The organism is Arthrobacter sp. Soil_C_49 (genome assembly GCF_057656635.1).
Genome location: NZ_JBDGJZ010000011.1, coordinates 1 through 14717, shown reverse-complemented (window position 1 = coordinate 14717; position 14717 = coordinate 1). Strand labels below are relative to the sequence as shown.

The window sequence follows — 14717 nt, the reverse complement described above, 5'->3', positions numbered from 1 at the left end:
AAGTATACTTATCACCTACGCCACGCATAGATCAGGGTCTATAACGGACCCATCACAAACGGCCCGCCAGGGCCCGGACCAAAGGCAGGCTGAACTGGGATGACGTCGATTTGGTTGGACAGCCGCGAAGCGTTTGCTTCTGATCCGTTCGAGCCCGGAGGCACCTACGACACCGTGGTGGCAGGGGCCGGGCTCACAGGTTTGGTCACTGCGTTGCTGCTGGCCCGCTCCGGTCAGAACGTCCTGGTGCTGGAGGCAAGGTTCCCCGGTGCGGTGACTACCGGCAACACCACCGCCAAAGTGACGCTGCTGCAGGGCACTTTCCTGTCCCAGCTGTCCCGCCAGTACTCGCAGAAGCAGGTGCAGGCGTACGTGGACGGGAACCGCGAGGGCCAGGCGTGGCTCCTGCGGTACCTCGACGAGCACAGCGTGCCGTACCAGACGCGGGATGCGTATACCTATGCAGCTTCCGCGCAGGGGACCGAGAAGCTCCGCGAGGAGGTCAGCGCCGCCACCACCGCGGGGCTGGACGTGGAATACGTGCGCGACGCCGGCCTGCCCTTCCCCGTGCACGGCGCCATACGCCTGGCCGGCCAGGCGCAGATCCACCCTGTCGATGTGCTGGACACGCTGGTGGCCGACCTCCGCAGCCGCGGCGGATCCGTGGTGGGCGGGGTCCGGCTGCAGGACGTCACCGGCGGCCGCCCGGCCACGGTCCACACGGACCGCGGCAACGTCACCGCAAACAACGTGGTGCTCGCCACCGGCATCCCCGTTTTGGACCGCGGGTTGTACTTCGCCAAGCTGAAGCCCAGCCGGTCCTACGCGGCAGCATTGCAGCTGCAGGAGGACCAGGCCCCGCCCCCGGGCATGTACATCTCGGTGGAACAGCCCACGCACTCACTGCGGGACTACGAGAAGGACGGCCACCGGTTGTTGCTGGTGGGCGGCCACGGCCACCACGTGGGCCGGGCAAGGTCGGAAAAACACCACCTTGGGAGCCTTCTGGACTGGGCCGCCCAGCAGTACCCCGGCTCGCAAGTGACGCACACCTGGTCTGCGCAGGACTACATGGCCGTCAACCTGATGCCCTTCTTCGGCAAGCTGCCGCGGGGCAGGGGCCACGTCTACTTCGGCACCGGCTACAACAAGTGGGGCATGACCAACGCCGTCGCCGCGTCCTTGGGGATTGCCGCGGACATCCTGGGCGGGCAGGTGCCTTGGGCGGACACCATCCACCACCGCGTCACGTCTCCGTCCGGTGCCTTCTCGGCCGTGTCGCTCAACGCCGGGGTGGCGGCCAAGCTGGCTTCCGGCTGGGGGCAGCTTGCCGCCGAAGGGCTGAAAACCGAAGGCGCCAAGGTACTGGGAAAGGACAGGGACCAGCTGCCCGCACCGGCCGCCCCTGTGGTCCCGGACGAAGGCCAAGGGCAGGTGTACCGTGAGGGCAGCCGCCCGGTCGCCGCCTCAACCGTGGACGGATCCACCTGCAAGCTGTCCGCCGTCTGCACCCACCTGGGCGGCATCGTGCACTGGAACGACAACGAAAAGACTTGGGACTGCCCGCTCCACGGCTCCCGCTTCACCAATGAGGGAGTGCTCCTGGAGGGCCCGGCCACCAGGAACCTTCCCGCTGCAGGGAAGGCTTGAGCGGCCGCCCGCGCCAGGGCCAGCCTAAGCCCGGGTGGGCTGTCAGTGGGTTAGGGCATGATGGAGGCATGCAGCAGGAACAGGGCTCCGCCCCGGGCGGGACGTCAGTCTCCACCACGGCCATGGGGCAGTTCAGCAGCCCAACCCGGGAGTGGTTCCTCGGTGCCTTTTCGGAGCCGACTCCCGCCCAGGACGGCGCGTGGCAGGCCATTTCGTCCGGCTCGCACGCCCTGGTGGTCGCGCCCACCGGCTCGGGCAAAACACTGGCCGCGTTCCTCTGGGCGCTGGACCGGTTGCTGGTGTCGGGCTCCGCTGCACAGGAAACCCCGGTTCCGGCGCCGGAGGCCCCCGCCAAGGGAAGGCGTCCCCGGGCGCCCAAACGCAAAACCCGTGTCCTGTACATTTCACCCCTGAAAGCGCTCGGCGTGGACGTGGAGCGGAATCTGCGCTCGCCGCTCATCGGCATCACCCAGACCGCCAAGCGGCTCGGGCTGCCCGCCCCGCTGATCACCGTGGGCGTCCGGTCCGGTGACACCACAACCGCGGACCGGCGTGCGCTGCTGAGCAACCCGCCCGACATCCTGATCACCACGCCGGAATCACTGTTCCTGATGCTCACCTCCCGCGCCCGCGAAACGCTCACCGAGGTGGACACCATCATCATCGATGAAGTCCACGCGGTGGCCGGAACCAAGCGCGGCGCCCACCTGGCCGTCTCACTGGAACGGCTGGATGCGCTGCTGCCCAAACCGGCACAGCGGATCGGGCTCTCCGCCACCGTTGAGCCCCGGGAACTGGTGGCCCAATTCCTGGCCGGCACCGCGCCGGTGGAGATCGTTGCGCCGCCGGCGAAGAAGAACTGGGACCTCACCGTTTCCGTCCCGGTCGAGGACATGTCGGACCTCCAGGGTGCCGCCGGGGCCTTCGATTCCGGTCCCGCGTCCGGGCTGCAGCCCCAGGCCTCCATCTGGCCGCACGTGGAGGAAAAGATCGTGGACCTGGTGCTGGCCAACCAGTCCACCATCGTTTTTGCCAACTCCCGCCGCCTCTCCGAACGGCTCACGGCCCGGCTCAACGAAATCTACGCGGAACGCCAACTGGTGGCTGCCGGCGGCGGCTGGGACGATCCCGGGCCGCAGGCCGGCGTTCCCGCTTCCACAGCCACTCCGGCGCACATGATGGCGCAGGCCGGAAGCTCAGCCGGGGCGGACCCGGTGCTGGCCCGCGCCCACCACGGTTCCGTCTCGAAAGACCAGCGTGCACTGATCGAGGACGACCTCAAGTCCGGCCGGCTGCGCTGCGTTGTGGCCACGTCCTCACTGGAACTCGGCATCGACATGGGTGCCGTGGACCTGGTGGTGCAGGTGGAGTCGCCGCCGTCCGTGGCCAGCGGGCTGCAGCGCGTGGGCCGCGCCGGCCACCAGGTGGGCGAAGTTTCCCAAGGTGTCCTCTTCCCGAAGCACCGGGCGGACCTGGTGCACACGGCCATCACGGTGGAGCGTATGCTGACGGGAAAAATCGAGCGCCTCAGCATTCCGGCCAACCCGTTGGACATCCTTGCCCAGCAGACCGTGGCCGCCACGGCCCTGGGCAGCATCGATGTTGAGGAGTGGTTCGCTACCGTCCGCCGTTCAGCCCCGTTCGCGTCCCTCCCCCGGTCAGCCTTCGAGGCCACGCTGGACCTGCTGGCCGGCCGCTATCCGTCGGACGAGTTTGCCGAGCTGCGCCCCCGGATTATCTGGGACCGCAATGCCGGCACCATCGAAGGGCGGCCGGGGGCCCAACGTTTGGCGGTCACCTCGGGCGGCACCATTCCGGACCGCGGCCTCTTCGGCGTCTACATCATCGGCACCGAGGTGGAGGGAACCACGTCCCCTTCAACGGACGGTAAACCCGCGCCTGCGCCCAAGGGCGGCCGGCGGGTGGGCGAACTGGACGAGGAGATGGTGTACGAATCCCGTGTTGGCGACGTCTTCGCCCTGGGTGCCACGAGCTGGAAAATCGAGGACATCACGCACGACCGGGTGCTGGTCTCCCCCGCGTTCGGCCAGCCCGGAAAGCTGCCCTTCTGGAAGGGCGACTCCCTCGGCCGCCCCGTGGACCTGGGCCGCGCCCTGGGCGCGTTCGTCCGCGAACTGTCAGCGTCCGACGTCGGGCCTGCCACCGAGCGCTGCAAGGCCAGCGGCCTGGACGACTTCGCCGCCAACAACCTCATCCAATACCTAAGCGAACAGAAACTGGCCACCGAGGTGGTGCCCAACGACACCACGCTGGTGGTGGAGCGCTTCCACGACGAACTGGGCGACTGGCGGGTGATCCTCCACAGCCCCTTCGGCATGCCCGTCCACGCGCCGTGGGCGCTGGCGGTGGGCCAGCGGCTGCACCAGCGGTACGGCCTGGATGGCTCGGCCATGGCGGCCGACGACGGCATCGTGCTGCGGGTGCCCATGATGGAGGACGAGCCGCCCGGCGCCGAACTGTTCCTGTTCGATCCGGAGGAACTGGAGCAGATCGTCGCGGCGGAAGTGGGCGGCAGTGCGCTGTTCGCCTCCCGCTTCCGCGAGTGTGCGGCGCGCGCCCTGCTGCTGCCGCGGCAGACTCCCGGCAAGCGGCAGCCGTTATGGCAGCAGCGGCAGAGGTCCGCCCAGTTGCTGGATGTAGCCCGGAAGTACCCCACGTTCCCCATCGTGCTGGAAACGGTGCGGGAATGCCTGCAGGACGTCTACGATTTGCCGGCGTTGAAGGACATCGCGGCGTCCGTGGAGCGGCGCGAGCTGCGAATCGTGCAGACCACCACGTCGCAGCCGTCGCCGTTCGCCAAGTCCCTTCTGTTCGGATACGTTGCCCAGTTCCTGTACGAGGGTGATTCACCGCTCGCGGAGCGGCGGGCTGCGGCGCTGGCCCTGGACTCCACGCTCCTGAACGAATTGCTGGGCCGCGTTGAACTCCGGGAACTGCTGGATGCGAAGGTCATCGAGGCCACCGAGCGGGAGTTGCAGCGCCTGGCGCCGGACCGGCGTGCACGCGGGCTTGAGGGCGTGGCGGACCTGCTGCGTCTCCTCGGACCGCTGGCGCCCGAAGAAGCTGCCGCGAGGTTGGATCCGCCGGTGGTTGAGCCTGTCGAAACCGGGCCCGCCGAAACCGCGGTGGTTGAGCCTGCCGAAACCCTCCATGCCAGCGCCGAAACCGCCATCGCCCACCTGGTGGCCCTGCAGCGGGCCAACCGCGCCATCAAGGTGAACATCGGCGGCGTGGAACGGTACGCCGCGGTTGAGGATGCCGCCCGCCTTCGCGATGCTATCGGCGTGCCCCTGCCCATGGGGGTCCCGCTCGCGTTCATCGAGCCGGTGGCGGATCCTTTGGGCGACCTTGTCTCCCGGTACGCCCGGACGCACGGGCCTTTCACGGCGGCCGAAGCTGCAGCGCGCCTGGGTCTGGGGGTGGCCGTGGTAACCACTGCCTTGAAACGGCTGGCTGCGGACGGCCGGGTGGTGGAAGGTGAATTCAGGCCGCACGCCGTCGAACCAGCGGCACCCGACCTACCGGCCGTGGATGCAGCGGCACCTGAGGCAGAGCAACCGGCCGCTCCAACCCCCGAAGCCCAGAACCATCTCCCCGTCAGTGAGTGGTGTGATGCGGAGGTGCTCCGCAAGCTGCGACGCCGGTCGCTGGCTGCGCTCCGCGCCGAAGTGGAACCGGTGGACGCATCCGCCTATGGCCGGTTCCTGCCGGCCTGGCAGCACGTCCGGACCCCCGGCGGCGGCCGCGGCCAGCCGTCGCTGCGGGGACTGGACGGCATCGTCACTGCCATCGACCAGCTCTCCGGGGTGCCCGTTCCGGCCTCGGCCTGGGAACCCCTGGTCCTGGCCAGCCGCGTGTCCAACTACCAGCCCGCCATGCTCGACGAGCTGATGGCCGCCGGGGAGGTGCTCTGGTCCGGGGCGGGAGCCTTGCCCGGGAATGACGGCTGGATCAGCCTTCACCTTGCCGACTCGGCGGAGCTCACCCTGAACCCGGCCATCGACTACGAACCCGGCGATGCCCAGCTGCGCCTCCTGGAGCACCTGCGCACCAACGGCGGCGGCTACTTCTTCCGGCAACTGACGGACGTGGCCGGCGGCATGGACTCCGTCCTCAGCGACCAGGAAGTGGTGACTGCCCTGTGGGACCTGGCCTGGGCGGGCCGGATCACCGGTGACACCTTCGCGCCGGTGAGGGCACTGATCGCCGGGGGCCACACCGCCCACCGGCAGGTTGCCCGCGCTCCGCGGGCCCGGGCCCCGCGCCTGAGCCGGCTGGGCCGTTCGCATGGGACGGGACTGATGGGGTCAGCCGGTCTGGGCAGCGGCCGGTATGGCGGCTCCCCGGCTGCAGCAGCCACGCCTCCCCTGGCGGCAGGCCGCTGGTCCGCACTTCCGCAGCCCGAGCTGGACGCCACGATCCACGCCCGCGCCACGGCAGAGCTTTTGCTGGACCGTTACGGCGTGGTCACCCGCGGTTCGGTGATGGCGGAACAGATCCTGGGCGGTTTCGGCCTGATGTACAAAGTCCTGGCCCGGCTGGAGGAAGCCGGCCGCTGCCGCCGCGGCTACTTCATCGAACACCTTGGCGCCGCCCAGTTCGCCGTTCCCGCAACGGTGGACCGGCTGCGGTCGTATTCGGAGGACACCCAGCTCGCCAAGCCGGAACCTGTTGCCCTCGCCCTGGCTGCCACCGATCCTGCCAACCCGTACGGTGCCGCCCTCCCCTGGCCCTCCCTGCACGACGACGCCGGAACCGGGCACCGGCCCGGGCGCAAGGCCGGCGCCCTGGTGGTGCTGGTGGACGGGGCACTGGTCCTCTATGTGGAACGGGGCGGCAAAACCCTGCTTGCCTTCAGCGACGATGAGGGCATCCTGGCCGCAGCGGGTTCCGCCCTGGTGGGCGTGGTGACGCGCGGCGCGGTGGACAAGTTGATTATGGAGAAAGTGAACGGCCACGAGATCCTCGATACGCCGGTCGCCGCCGCGCTCAGCGCCGCGGGCGCCTACTCCACACCCAAAGGATTGAGGATCCGTGCCTGAGGGGGATTCCGTCTGGCGGGCGGCCAACCAGCTGCATCAGGCCCTGGCCGGGCATAAGCTGATTGCCTCGGACTTCCGTGTCCCCCGCTTCGCCACCCTGAACCTTGCCGGCTGGACTGTGGCCGAAGTGGTCCCCCGCGGCAAGCACCTGCTGATGCGGGTGGTGGGGCCGGAGGACAAAAAGCTCACCATCCACTCGCACCTGAAAATGGAGGGCACCTGGCAGGTTTATCCGCCGGGCGGCAGGTGGCGGAAACCGGGCTATACCGCCCGCTGCGTGCTGCGCACCCCGGTAGCGGACGCCGTCGGCTTTTCCCTGGGGATCGTCGAGGTCGTGGCCACGGCAGACGAAGACTCCATTGTCGGGTTCCTCGGCCCGGACCTGCTGGGCCCGGACTGGGACCTGGACGAAGCGGAGCGGCGGGTCCGGGCGGCCCCGGACGTCCCCATCGGGGTGGCACTCCTGGACCAGCGAAACCTGGCCGGGATCGGCAACATCTACCGCTGCGAAACCTGTTTCCTGTCCGGCGTGCATCCGGCGTCGCCCGTTTCTGCCGTGGAGGATGTCCGCACCCTGATGACCGACGCCAAGCAGCTGCTCGAAGTCAACCTGGGCCCGGGCCGCCGCGTCACCATCCTCAACCCCCAAGGGATGCCGGTGGGCAGGATGGCCGGGCGCCCGGGCTACTGGGTTTACCGCAGGGAGCACCAGCCCTGCCTCAAGTGCGGAACCCCCATCCGGCGCGGCACCCTCGGCAAGCCCAACGGCGAGGAGGAAAGAGACATCTACTTCTGCCCGCACTGCCAGCCGTTGCCAGGCTAAGCCCCGTTCTGCGCAGTCGAAGCAGCGCCGGCGGCAGCGGGCTTGCGCTCCAGCGCGTCGGCGTCGGCGGGCAGGGCCGCCGGCACCATAAACAACGGGAGCAGCAACTGGACCAGCGGGCCAATGGCCAGGGCGTAAACAACGGTGCCCACCCCCACGGACCCGCCCAGGAGCCAGCCTGCCCCGAGCACAACAACCTCAATCAGGGTCCGGGATACCCTCACAGACCACCCGGTCCGCCGGGCCAGCCCGGTCATCAGTCCGTCCCGGGCGCCGGGACCGAACCGGGCGCCGATGTAGCAGGCCGAGGCGATTCCGTTGAGCAGGACGGCGCCCGCCAGCATGCCGATCTGGCCACCCAGGTGCGGGAACGCCGGGATCAGGGCGAGTCCGATGTCCGCGAAGACGCCCACCAGCACAGCATTGCAGAGCGTGCCGAATCCTGGCCGCTGGCGCAGCGGGATCCACAGCAGCAGCACCAGGAAGCTTACGATAATCACCACCACACCGATGCTGAGCCCGGTCCTGCCGGCCACACCCTGGTGGAAGACATCCCACGGGTCCAGGCCGAGTCCGGCACGGATAAACATCGCAAGGGACAGGCCGTACATGGCGAGGCCGATAAAGAGCTGGAGGAGTCTGCGGGTCAACATGCCCTTAACTTTGCCGGAGAACTGGCCTTGAAATACATAGCCAGTTTGAGATACTGGCCTGATGTCCCCGCTAACCGCTTCAGCCCTTGCCCGCCTCCTGGGCACATGGAACCTCGGCGCCTCGCCCGCCTACCGCGAGCTGGCCGACGTCGTACGTCTGCTGGTGCTGGACGGCAGGGTGGCGCTGGATACCGCACTGCCCAGTGAGCGCGCCCTGGCCGAAGCCCTGGCCGTCAGCCGGACCACCGTCACGGCGGCCTACGGCCTGCTCCGCGACCAGGGATTCCTCAGCAGCGGGCAGGGCAGCAGGAGCCGGACCAGGATCCCGCGCCCGACGGCGGCAGGCATCACAATCTCAAGGGGGCCCCTGCCGAGTGGCTTAGACCTGGCCGGAACAGGACTTGCGGGGGCGGGGCTGGAACCGGGACTCACCGCGCCCGGCCTGGCAGCACCGGCGGGACTGATCGACCTCGCGTATTCGTCGCTGCCGGCCAGCGGTGAACTGGTACACCGGGCGTTTGCCGCGGCCCTCACCGAGCTTCCCGCCCTGCTCCCCGGCTTCGGGTACGACGCGATGGGCCTGCTGCCCCTGCGGGAAGCGGTGGCAGCACGCTACTCAGCAGCCGGTGTACCCACCACGGCGGACCAGGTCCTGGTGACCTCCGGGGCACAGCACGCCCTGAACATCGTCCTCCGGGCCCTCACCGGCCGGCATGACAAGGTGCTGGTAGAGCACCCGAGCTACCCCAACGCCCTGGACGCGATCCGTGCGGCGGGTTGCCGCGCGGTTCCGGTGGCTTTCGCAGCGCCCGTCGTCGGCAAACCGGAGGGCCGGACAACCGTTGCCTGGGATATGCACGGGCTTCAGGCCGCACTGGCGCAGCAGCGGCCCAGGCTGGCGTATCTGGTGCCGGACTTCCACAACCCGACGGGCCAGCTGATGCCCGACCTCCAGCGCCGCCAGCTGGTCAGGGCTGCCGCGGCGGCCGGGACCATCCTGGTGGTGGACGAGACGCTGCGGGAGCTGAATCTCGACGGCGCCGGCACCACTCCGGTGGCTGCGTTCGGCCCCTCGGTGGTCACCATCGGCACGCTCAGCAAGTCCCACTGGGGCGGCCTGCGCACGGGGTGGATCCGCGCTTCGCAGGAGCTGGTCCAGCAGTTCGCGGCGGCCCGGACGTCCCTGGATCTTGGCGGGCCGGTGATGGAACAACTGGCCGCCGCGCATCTGGTCCGGGCCATGGACGAGCCGCTCCACGCACGGCTTGACGCCCTCCGGGACAACCGGGAAGCCCTGCTGGAACTCCTCGCCGGACACTTGCCGGAATGGGAAACGCTCTACCCCTCCGGCGGCTTGTCCGCGTGGTGCAAACTTCCGGCCCCCATCAGCACCGCCCTGACGGTCATCGCCCCGGACTTCGGCATCCGGCTGGCGGCAGGGCCGCGGTTCGGCGTTGGCGGCGCGTTCGAACGCTACCTCCGGGTGCCGTTCACCCTGCCCCCGGAAAAGCTGGAAACCGCGGTCCTGGCACTGCGATCAGCCCAGGACAGGCTGGATGCAGCCCCACAGCTGCGGCGGAGCCTCAAGAACGCGCCCGCTGTTGCTATTGCCTGACGGGCGATGACTGCCCGCCAAACCGGCCCATGCGCTGCTTGGCGGTATTGGTTCCGGCCCCCACCGGAACGTGGGCAGTCGCCTTGGCCAGCCCAAACAGCGGCATCCCGTTGTAAACGACTTCAATCCCGGCGGCAGGCACCTGGTACGTCTCATGCCAGACGCCCACGTCGCCACTGCCCGCAGTCTCCTTCATAAACCGCCGCCACGGCTCCAGGTGGGGGGACTCCCGGTCCGCGGCGAATTTCCGCAGGTGCTCCGGGCTTTCCCAGTAGCTGAGCAGCATGGTGGTCCGGCCGAACCACTGCTCGTACCCCAGCATCCCTGACGCGGGGTCCGCGGCCAGGTGCTGGAGCATCCGGGGCATGGCGCTTGCCACCTTGCCCACCGTTCCCAGCTTCCACCACCTGTTGGCCCTCATGCCGATCAGGAAGACGGTCACTGATTCCCGGCCGGGATCGGCGGTGAACCGGCCCGGAAAGACACTGTGCGTCATGGGAAGCTCCTTGGTTGGTTTCGAAACGATGTTTTGTAACAGCGTTACGAAACAAGGTTATGAAACAATGAAGCCCATGGCAAGACCTGTAATCCATAACGACTCCCTGCGGCAGGAACTGCTGGCGGTGACCGCCGAGCTGGTGGACCGGGACGGACCGGCCAAAGTGACCCTGCGGGATGTGGCATCGGCAGCGGGGACGTCCACCACGGCCGTTTACTCCCTCTTCGGCGGGAAATCCCAGCTCCTCACCGCCGTGGTGGACCACGGCTTCGAATCCTTCCGGGACTCCCAGGTGGCTGCGGCCACGGGAGGACTCCAGGAACTCGGCGTGGCCTACCGGGCCTGGGCGCTCGAGCACCGGGCGCTCTACCGCCTCATGTTCGGCGGGGCACTGGCCGCCTACGTGGACTGCCAGCCCAGCCCGGAGGTTTCTGCCGGGGCCATGGAGCCGCTGATGGCAGCGGTGGCTTCCGCCCAGGCGTCGGGCGCCCTGCGGGCTGAACCTGTGGAAGTGGTGGCCTTCGCCATCTGGGGCCAGGTGCACGGGCTGGTGAGCCTGGAACTTGCGCAGGTTGGCCCGCCCGACTCTGACTGGGCCGCCGCCTACAACTCCGCCTTGGACGCGATCGCCCGTGGCTGGGCCGCCTGACACCACCGCTTTTTCGGGGCGCGTGTTCCCGCGCGATACGCAAAATACCTGGCGCAGTGGATATATCCGCAGCGCCAGGTATTTTGCGAGTCGATCTGTATTTTGCGCGTCGCTGCCCGGACAAAGCTCGCCGCTGCCGCCAAAGGCCGTTTAGGCGTATACCTTTTCCAGGAAGTTGCCCCAGGCCTTGGCCGTGGTTTCGGCATCGCCGGCCCCGCTGAAATCGTGGACAGTCATTCCCACCGGCGCACCAAAGGCGTTGCGGCCGAAGAACCGGTACAGCGCATCGGAGGTGCGGATCCCCAGGAAGTGTTCATTCGAGAAGTCCACTTCACCGCTCAGCCGGCCCACGCCGTCGAGCTCCAGCTCCACCGGCGATCCCTGGCCGGAGGATTCCACGCCCAGGGCCCGGCGCAGCTGGGCAAAACCGTCGGCAGCCTGCGACGCCGCGGGTGCCTGGATATCCGTGAAGACCACGGGGCGTCCGTCGAAGTACTGCAGGTACTGGCCCAGGGTGTGCAGGTAGAACTCGGTGTGGCGGGAAGCGCCGTCGTACTGCCCGTCCCAGTTGTCCACGAAGATGCCGCTGTGCACGTAGTGCAGGCGGGCGCGGCCGCCCTCGAGGGGCTCCAGGACGTGCTCGAGCTGGTTGAACCAGCCACCCGGGCCGTCCATCCGGGACACGAGGTGGGTGGGGTATTCCTGGACCATTTTGACGTCCGGCCACTGATCCGTGGGGAACATCCAGGCCGGCGTCCCGGCAGTGACCGCCTCCCACACCCGCTCCGGCGTGCCGGGCAGCTCGGTGTCGTAGACGATTTCGAATTCGCGCTTGTCAGTCATTGTCCTGCTCCTTTGCTGTAGGGATTTCCGGACTCTCCGGGGTCTCCTTGGTTGTCTTGGGGTTGGTTGTCTTGGGGTCGGCTGCCTTGAGGACGGGATGCAGTGCCACCACCAGCCGGTGCCGCCTGCCGCCTGACGCCCCGGGACCTGGCCGGGCACCGCCGTCGTGATACTTGTCCACCAGCCGCGTGACCACCACGCCCAGCTCCTCCGCGAAAGCGGCCCGGTCAGCTGCGGTCCGGAAGGTAATCTCGCCGTCAATGGCGAAGGTGGCCAGCTTTTGCCGGGCAGCGGCGGCGCCGGCGATCAGCTTGCCCATCTCCTGGACCATCCGGCCGGCAAGTGCCAGCAGCCAGAAGGCGGAGAAGCGGTCTGAGAACCGGTGCGGATCCGGCGACACCGAGGACAGGGCCTGCGGTGAAATCAGGTAGGAGGCCGCGGTGGCCTGAAGCACCCGCTCGGTCACGTTGCCCTTCCGACGCTCCTCCACCAGCTCCACCAGGCCATGCCGCTCGAGGGCCTTGAGGTGGTAGTTGACCTTCTGCCGGGGCAGCCCCACCTTGACGGCAATCTGCGTTGCCGAGCCCGGATGGGACAGCTCGTGCAGGATCCGCGTGCGCACAGGATCCAGGGAAGCTTCTGCGGCCGCCGGGTCCTCGATAACTGCTATGTCCAACATGCTTCAAGTGTGCCTACCGACAACTTTTATTGTCAAGAACTTTTTTATCATCGGTAAGGTACCGCCAGGCGCCGACTCCTACTACAGGGCCACGTAGAATTGTCCGGTGATGCAATCCCCCCTCCCCGTACGCGACGGCGTGAATGCCACCCGTTTGCGCCTGCCCGGTGAGGGACCGTGGGACACCGCGATGGACTACATGATGCACCGTTGGGGCCACATTGATCCGCAGGGCATTGAGGACAGGTTCGACGCCGGTGAGATCGTGGGCGAGGGCGGGATTCCCCTGGACCGGGGTACTCCCCTGACGGACCACACGTTCATTTGGTACTACCGGACGCTGCCGCCGGAGACCCGCATTCCCGTGGAGCTGGACATCCTGTACCAGGACGGGCACCTGCTCGTGGTGGACAAGCCGCACTTCCTGCCCACCACCCCGGGCGGGACCTACATCCAGGAATCCGCGCTGGTGCGCCTGCGCAACCAGCTGGACCTGCCGGACCTGATTCCCATGCACCGGCTGGACCGCATGACCGCAGGGGTGCTGCTGTTTTCCACAAACCCGGCCACCCGCGGCATGTACCAGGTCCTCTTTGAGAAGCGCCAGGTCCAGAAGGAATACGAGTGCGTGTCCGCGGCCGAGCCCGCGGAGGGGTATCCGGCCGTCGAGTTTCCCGTGGTGGTGCGCAACCGGATGACCAAGTCGCGCAGCTATCTGCTCGCCGAAGTCGTCGAGGGCCAACCCAACGCGGAGACGCGCATTGAGCAGCTGGCAACGTTCGACGGCGGACCTGCAGCTCGTGGCGCGGGCACCGCCACTGCCGGACCGGTTTACAGCGCCCGCCGTGCGCTGTACCGGCTGGAACCGCACACCGGAAAGACCCACCAGCTGCGGGTGCACATGGCCTCGCTGGGGCTCGGCATCATCAACGATGCTTTCTACCCGGACTTGCTGGACAAGGCTCCGGACGATTACAGCAAACCCCTGCAGCTCCTCGCCCGGGGGATCCGGTTTGTGGATCCCATCTCCGGGAAGCCGGTGGAGTACCGCAGCGGCCTGAAGCTCAGCGAGGCCGCCGGCTCCTGACCTGCGGAAAGTCCCCCTGGGGGCACCCCTGTGGTTAACCTGTGGTCCCAGCAGGACCAATCTGCGATACCTTGTGCCCATGGACTTTGGCAGCGCTGACAGCTGGGGGGCGGCCATCTATTTCTGGATCATCCCCATCGTGCTGGGCGACGCCATCTTCCCGCCCATCCCGTCCGAGATGGTGGTGATCACCGGTGGAGCGCTGTCCGCGGACGGCAGGGCCAACGTGTTCCTGGTGGCCGCATTGTCCGCGCTGGCATCCTGGCTGGGCGACATGATGGTGTTCCAGCTGTTCCGGCGCCGGCTGAGCCACGTCCTTGACCGCTGGAAGTGGGGCCGCCGTGTCCATTCCGGGATCCACGAGGCCCTTGCCAAGGCCGGCCGCTCGTCCACTTACGGCGCCATTATCGGAGCCAGGTTCATTCCCGGCGGACGGCTGGCCACCTCGGCTGCCGCCGGGATCGCCAACGTTTCGGTCCGCGGCTTCAGCCTGTGCGCCGGGCTCGGGGCGCTCCTCTGGGCATGCTGGCTGGTGGGCCTGGGCTACTTCACCGGCTCCGCCACCCGCCTGCCGTTCTGGGCCAGCTCGCTGATCGGGGTGGCGCTGGGGCTGGTGATCGGCGTCGTCGTCGGCATTATTGTTACGCGGCGCCGCGGCAACCGGTCCCCCGTCGTCGAAGAAACCGAACCGCCCCTGCCGTAACGGTTCTAGATCGGCATCCAGCGCCCGCGGTTGCGCCGCAGGACCGTGAGGGAACCTGTCAGCGCAACACGTTCGACGGCGTCACGCATCATGCCTGCCGACTCGACCGCCTGGCGGTTCTCGCCACTGTATTCGGTTGCCTCCACGAGAAAGCGCAGGTTCAGCTGCGGCACCCCGCCTGCTATCTGGAGCTGGTTCGCTTCCACATGGTGCCGGGTTCCCAAGGCCTCCACCGCCGCGTCCATCACGGCTTCGGGAGGGTTGCCGGGGCGCAGCCCGGTGATCTTCAGGCGGGTCTGGAACGAAGGCATGCCTTCAACCCTACCCAGACCCTCTCTCACTTAATGTCGGGAAATTCCTAACGCTCTCTCCTGAGTGAACTGCTCCCCGGAAGTTGGACTGAGAAATTCAGTTTCGACTCCCGGGGAGCAGTTTTATGCGTGCACGTAGTTC

12 protein-coding genes are annotated in these 14717 nt (G+C 68.0%); 7 read left to right on the top strand and 5 right to left on the bottom strand.

From position 1 onward, the window contains the following. The first annotated feature begins 99 nt into the window (after nucleotides 1-99). The 3 genes from AC3A4Z_RS16440 to AC3A4Z_RS16430 all read left to right on the top strand — a co-directional run bounded on the left by AC3A4Z_RS16440 (nucleotide 100) and on the right by AC3A4Z_RS16430 (nucleotide 7536). Nucleotides 100-1650 (top strand): FAD-dependent oxidoreductase, encoded by a 1551-nt coding sequence (locus AC3A4Z_RS16440; RefSeq protein WP_498712734.1) that lies wholly within the window; start codon nucleotides 100-102, stop codon nucleotides 1648-1650. Nucleotides 1651-1718: 68 nt separating this feature from the next. After that, nucleotides 1719-6713, top strand: a complete 4995-nt coding sequence (locus AC3A4Z_RS16435; protein WP_498712733.1) for an ATP-dependent helicase — start codon at nucleotides 1719-1721, stop codon at nucleotides 6711-6713. Further along, nucleotides 6706-7536 carry an Fpg/Nei family DNA glycosylase gene (locus tag AC3A4Z_RS16430; protein WP_498712732.1) on the top strand — a complete coding sequence of 277 codons (831 nt, stop codon included), beginning with the start codon at nucleotides 6706-6708 and terminating at the stop codon, nucleotides 7534-7536. The genes AC3A4Z_RS16435 and AC3A4Z_RS16430 overlap by 8 nt, the downstream gene beginning before the upstream one ends. Here the strand turns inward: AC3A4Z_RS16430 and yczE are convergent. After that, a complete protein-coding gene (gene yczE / locus AC3A4Z_RS16425; RefSeq protein ID WP_498712731.1) occupies nucleotides 7533-8189 on the bottom strand; it encodes a membrane protein YczE in 657 nt (218 codons plus the stop codon). The genes AC3A4Z_RS16430 and yczE overlap by 4 nt on opposite strands. A gap of 61 nt (nucleotides 8190-8250) precedes the next feature. Between yczE and yczR the strand changes: the two genes are divergently transcribed. Then, entirely contained in the window at nucleotides 8251-9804 is a 1554-nt protein-coding gene (gene yczR, locus AC3A4Z_RS16420; protein ID WP_498712730.1) for a MocR-like transcription factor YczR, read from the top strand. Here yczR and AC3A4Z_RS16415 read toward each other — a convergent pair. Next, nucleotides 9794-10300, bottom strand: coding sequence for a DUF4188 domain-containing protein (locus AC3A4Z_RS16415; RefSeq protein WP_498712729.1), 507 nt, complete (start codon nucleotides 10298-10300; stop codon nucleotides 9794-9796). The two genes, yczR and AC3A4Z_RS16415, sit on opposite strands and share 11 nt — an antisense overlap. Before the next feature lie 76 nt (nucleotides 10301-10376). Here AC3A4Z_RS16415 and AC3A4Z_RS16410 point away from each other — a divergent pair, with 76 nt between their 5' ends. Further along, nucleotides 10377-10952 (top strand): TetR/AcrR family transcriptional regulator, encoded by a 576-nt coding sequence (locus AC3A4Z_RS16410; protein ID WP_498712728.1) that lies wholly within the window; start codon nucleotides 10377-10379, stop codon nucleotides 10950-10952. A gap of 150 nt (nucleotides 10953-11102) precedes the next feature. Here AC3A4Z_RS16410 and AC3A4Z_RS16405 read toward each other — a convergent pair whose 3' ends face one another. Both AC3A4Z_RS16405 and AC3A4Z_RS16400 read right to left on the bottom strand, forming a co-directional pair. Continuing rightward, nucleotides 11103-11795: an SRPBCC family protein gene (locus AC3A4Z_RS16405; protein ID WP_498712727.1), complete on the bottom strand. Its 693-nt coding sequence runs from the start codon at nucleotides 11793-11795 to the stop codon at nucleotides 11103-11105. Then, nucleotides 11788-12474, bottom strand: coding sequence for a helix-turn-helix domain-containing protein (locus AC3A4Z_RS16400; RefSeq protein ID WP_498712726.1), 687 nt, complete (start codon nucleotides 12472-12474; stop codon nucleotides 11788-11790). The genes AC3A4Z_RS16405 and AC3A4Z_RS16400 overlap by 8 nt, the downstream gene beginning before the upstream one ends. Nucleotides 12475-12583: 109 nt before the next feature. Here AC3A4Z_RS16400 and AC3A4Z_RS16395 point away from each other — a divergent pair, with 109 nt between their 5' ends. Next, nucleotides 12584-13561, top strand: coding sequence for an RluA family pseudouridine synthase (locus tag AC3A4Z_RS16395; protein ID WP_498712829.1), 978 nt, complete (start codon nucleotides 12584-12586; stop codon nucleotides 13559-13561). 79 nt (nucleotides 13562-13640) lie between these two features. Continuing rightward, entirely contained in the window at nucleotides 13641-14264 is a 624-nt protein-coding gene (locus tag AC3A4Z_RS16390; protein ID WP_498712725.1) for a DedA family protein, read from the top strand. Nucleotides 14265-14269: 5 nt separating this feature from the next. Here the strand turns inward: AC3A4Z_RS16390 and AC3A4Z_RS16385 are convergent, their stop codons facing one another. Next, a complete protein-coding gene (locus AC3A4Z_RS16385; protein WP_498712724.1) occupies nucleotides 14270-14575 on the bottom strand; it encodes a hypothetical protein in 306 nt (101 codons plus the stop codon). Nucleotides 14576-14717 lie beyond the last annotated feature (142 nt).

Bases quoted from the DNA above. Each gene is read 5' to 3' on its own strand.
- AC3A4Z_RS16410 (WP_498712728.1), top strand. From the start codon at position 10,377: ATGGCAAGACCTGTAATCCATAACGACTCCCTGCGGCAGGAACTGCTG.
- AC3A4Z_RS16415 (WP_498712729.1), bottom strand. From the start codon at position 10,300: ATGACGCACAGTGTCTTTCCGGGCCGGTTCACCGCCGATCCCGGCCGG.
- AC3A4Z_RS16400 (WP_498712726.1), bottom strand. From the start codon at position 12,474: ATGTTGGACATAGCAGTTATCGAGGACCCGGCGGCCGCAGAAGCTTCC.
- AC3A4Z_RS16405 (WP_498712727.1), bottom strand. From the start codon at position 11,795: ATGACTGACAAGCGCGAATTCGAAATCGTCTACGACACCGAGCTGCCC.
- AC3A4Z_RS16385 (WP_498712724.1), bottom strand. From the start codon at position 14,575: ATGCCTTCGTTCCAGACCCGCCTGAAGATCACCGGGCTGCGCCCCGGC.
- AC3A4Z_RS16395 (WP_498712829.1), top strand. From the start codon at position 12,584: ATGCAATCCCCCCTCCCCGTACGCGACGGCGTGAATGCCACCCGTTTG.
- yczE (WP_498712731.1), bottom strand. From the start codon at position 8,189: ATGTTGACCCGCAGACTCCTCCAGCTCTTTATCGGCCTCGCCATGTAC.
- yczR (WP_498712730.1), top strand. From the start codon at position 8,251: ATGTCCCCGCTAACCGCTTCAGCCCTTGCCCGCCTCCTGGGCACATGG.
- AC3A4Z_RS16440 (WP_498712734.1), top strand. From the start codon at position 100: ATGACGTCGATTTGGTTGGACAGCCGCGAAGCGTTTGCTTCTGATCCG.
- AC3A4Z_RS16390 (WP_498712725.1), top strand. From the start codon at position 13,641: ATGGACTTTGGCAGCGCTGACAGCTGGGGGGCGGCCATCTATTTCTGG.
- AC3A4Z_RS16435 (WP_498712733.1), top strand. From the start codon at position 1,719: ATGCAGCAGGAACAGGGCTCCGCCCCGGGCGGGACGTCAGTCTCCACC.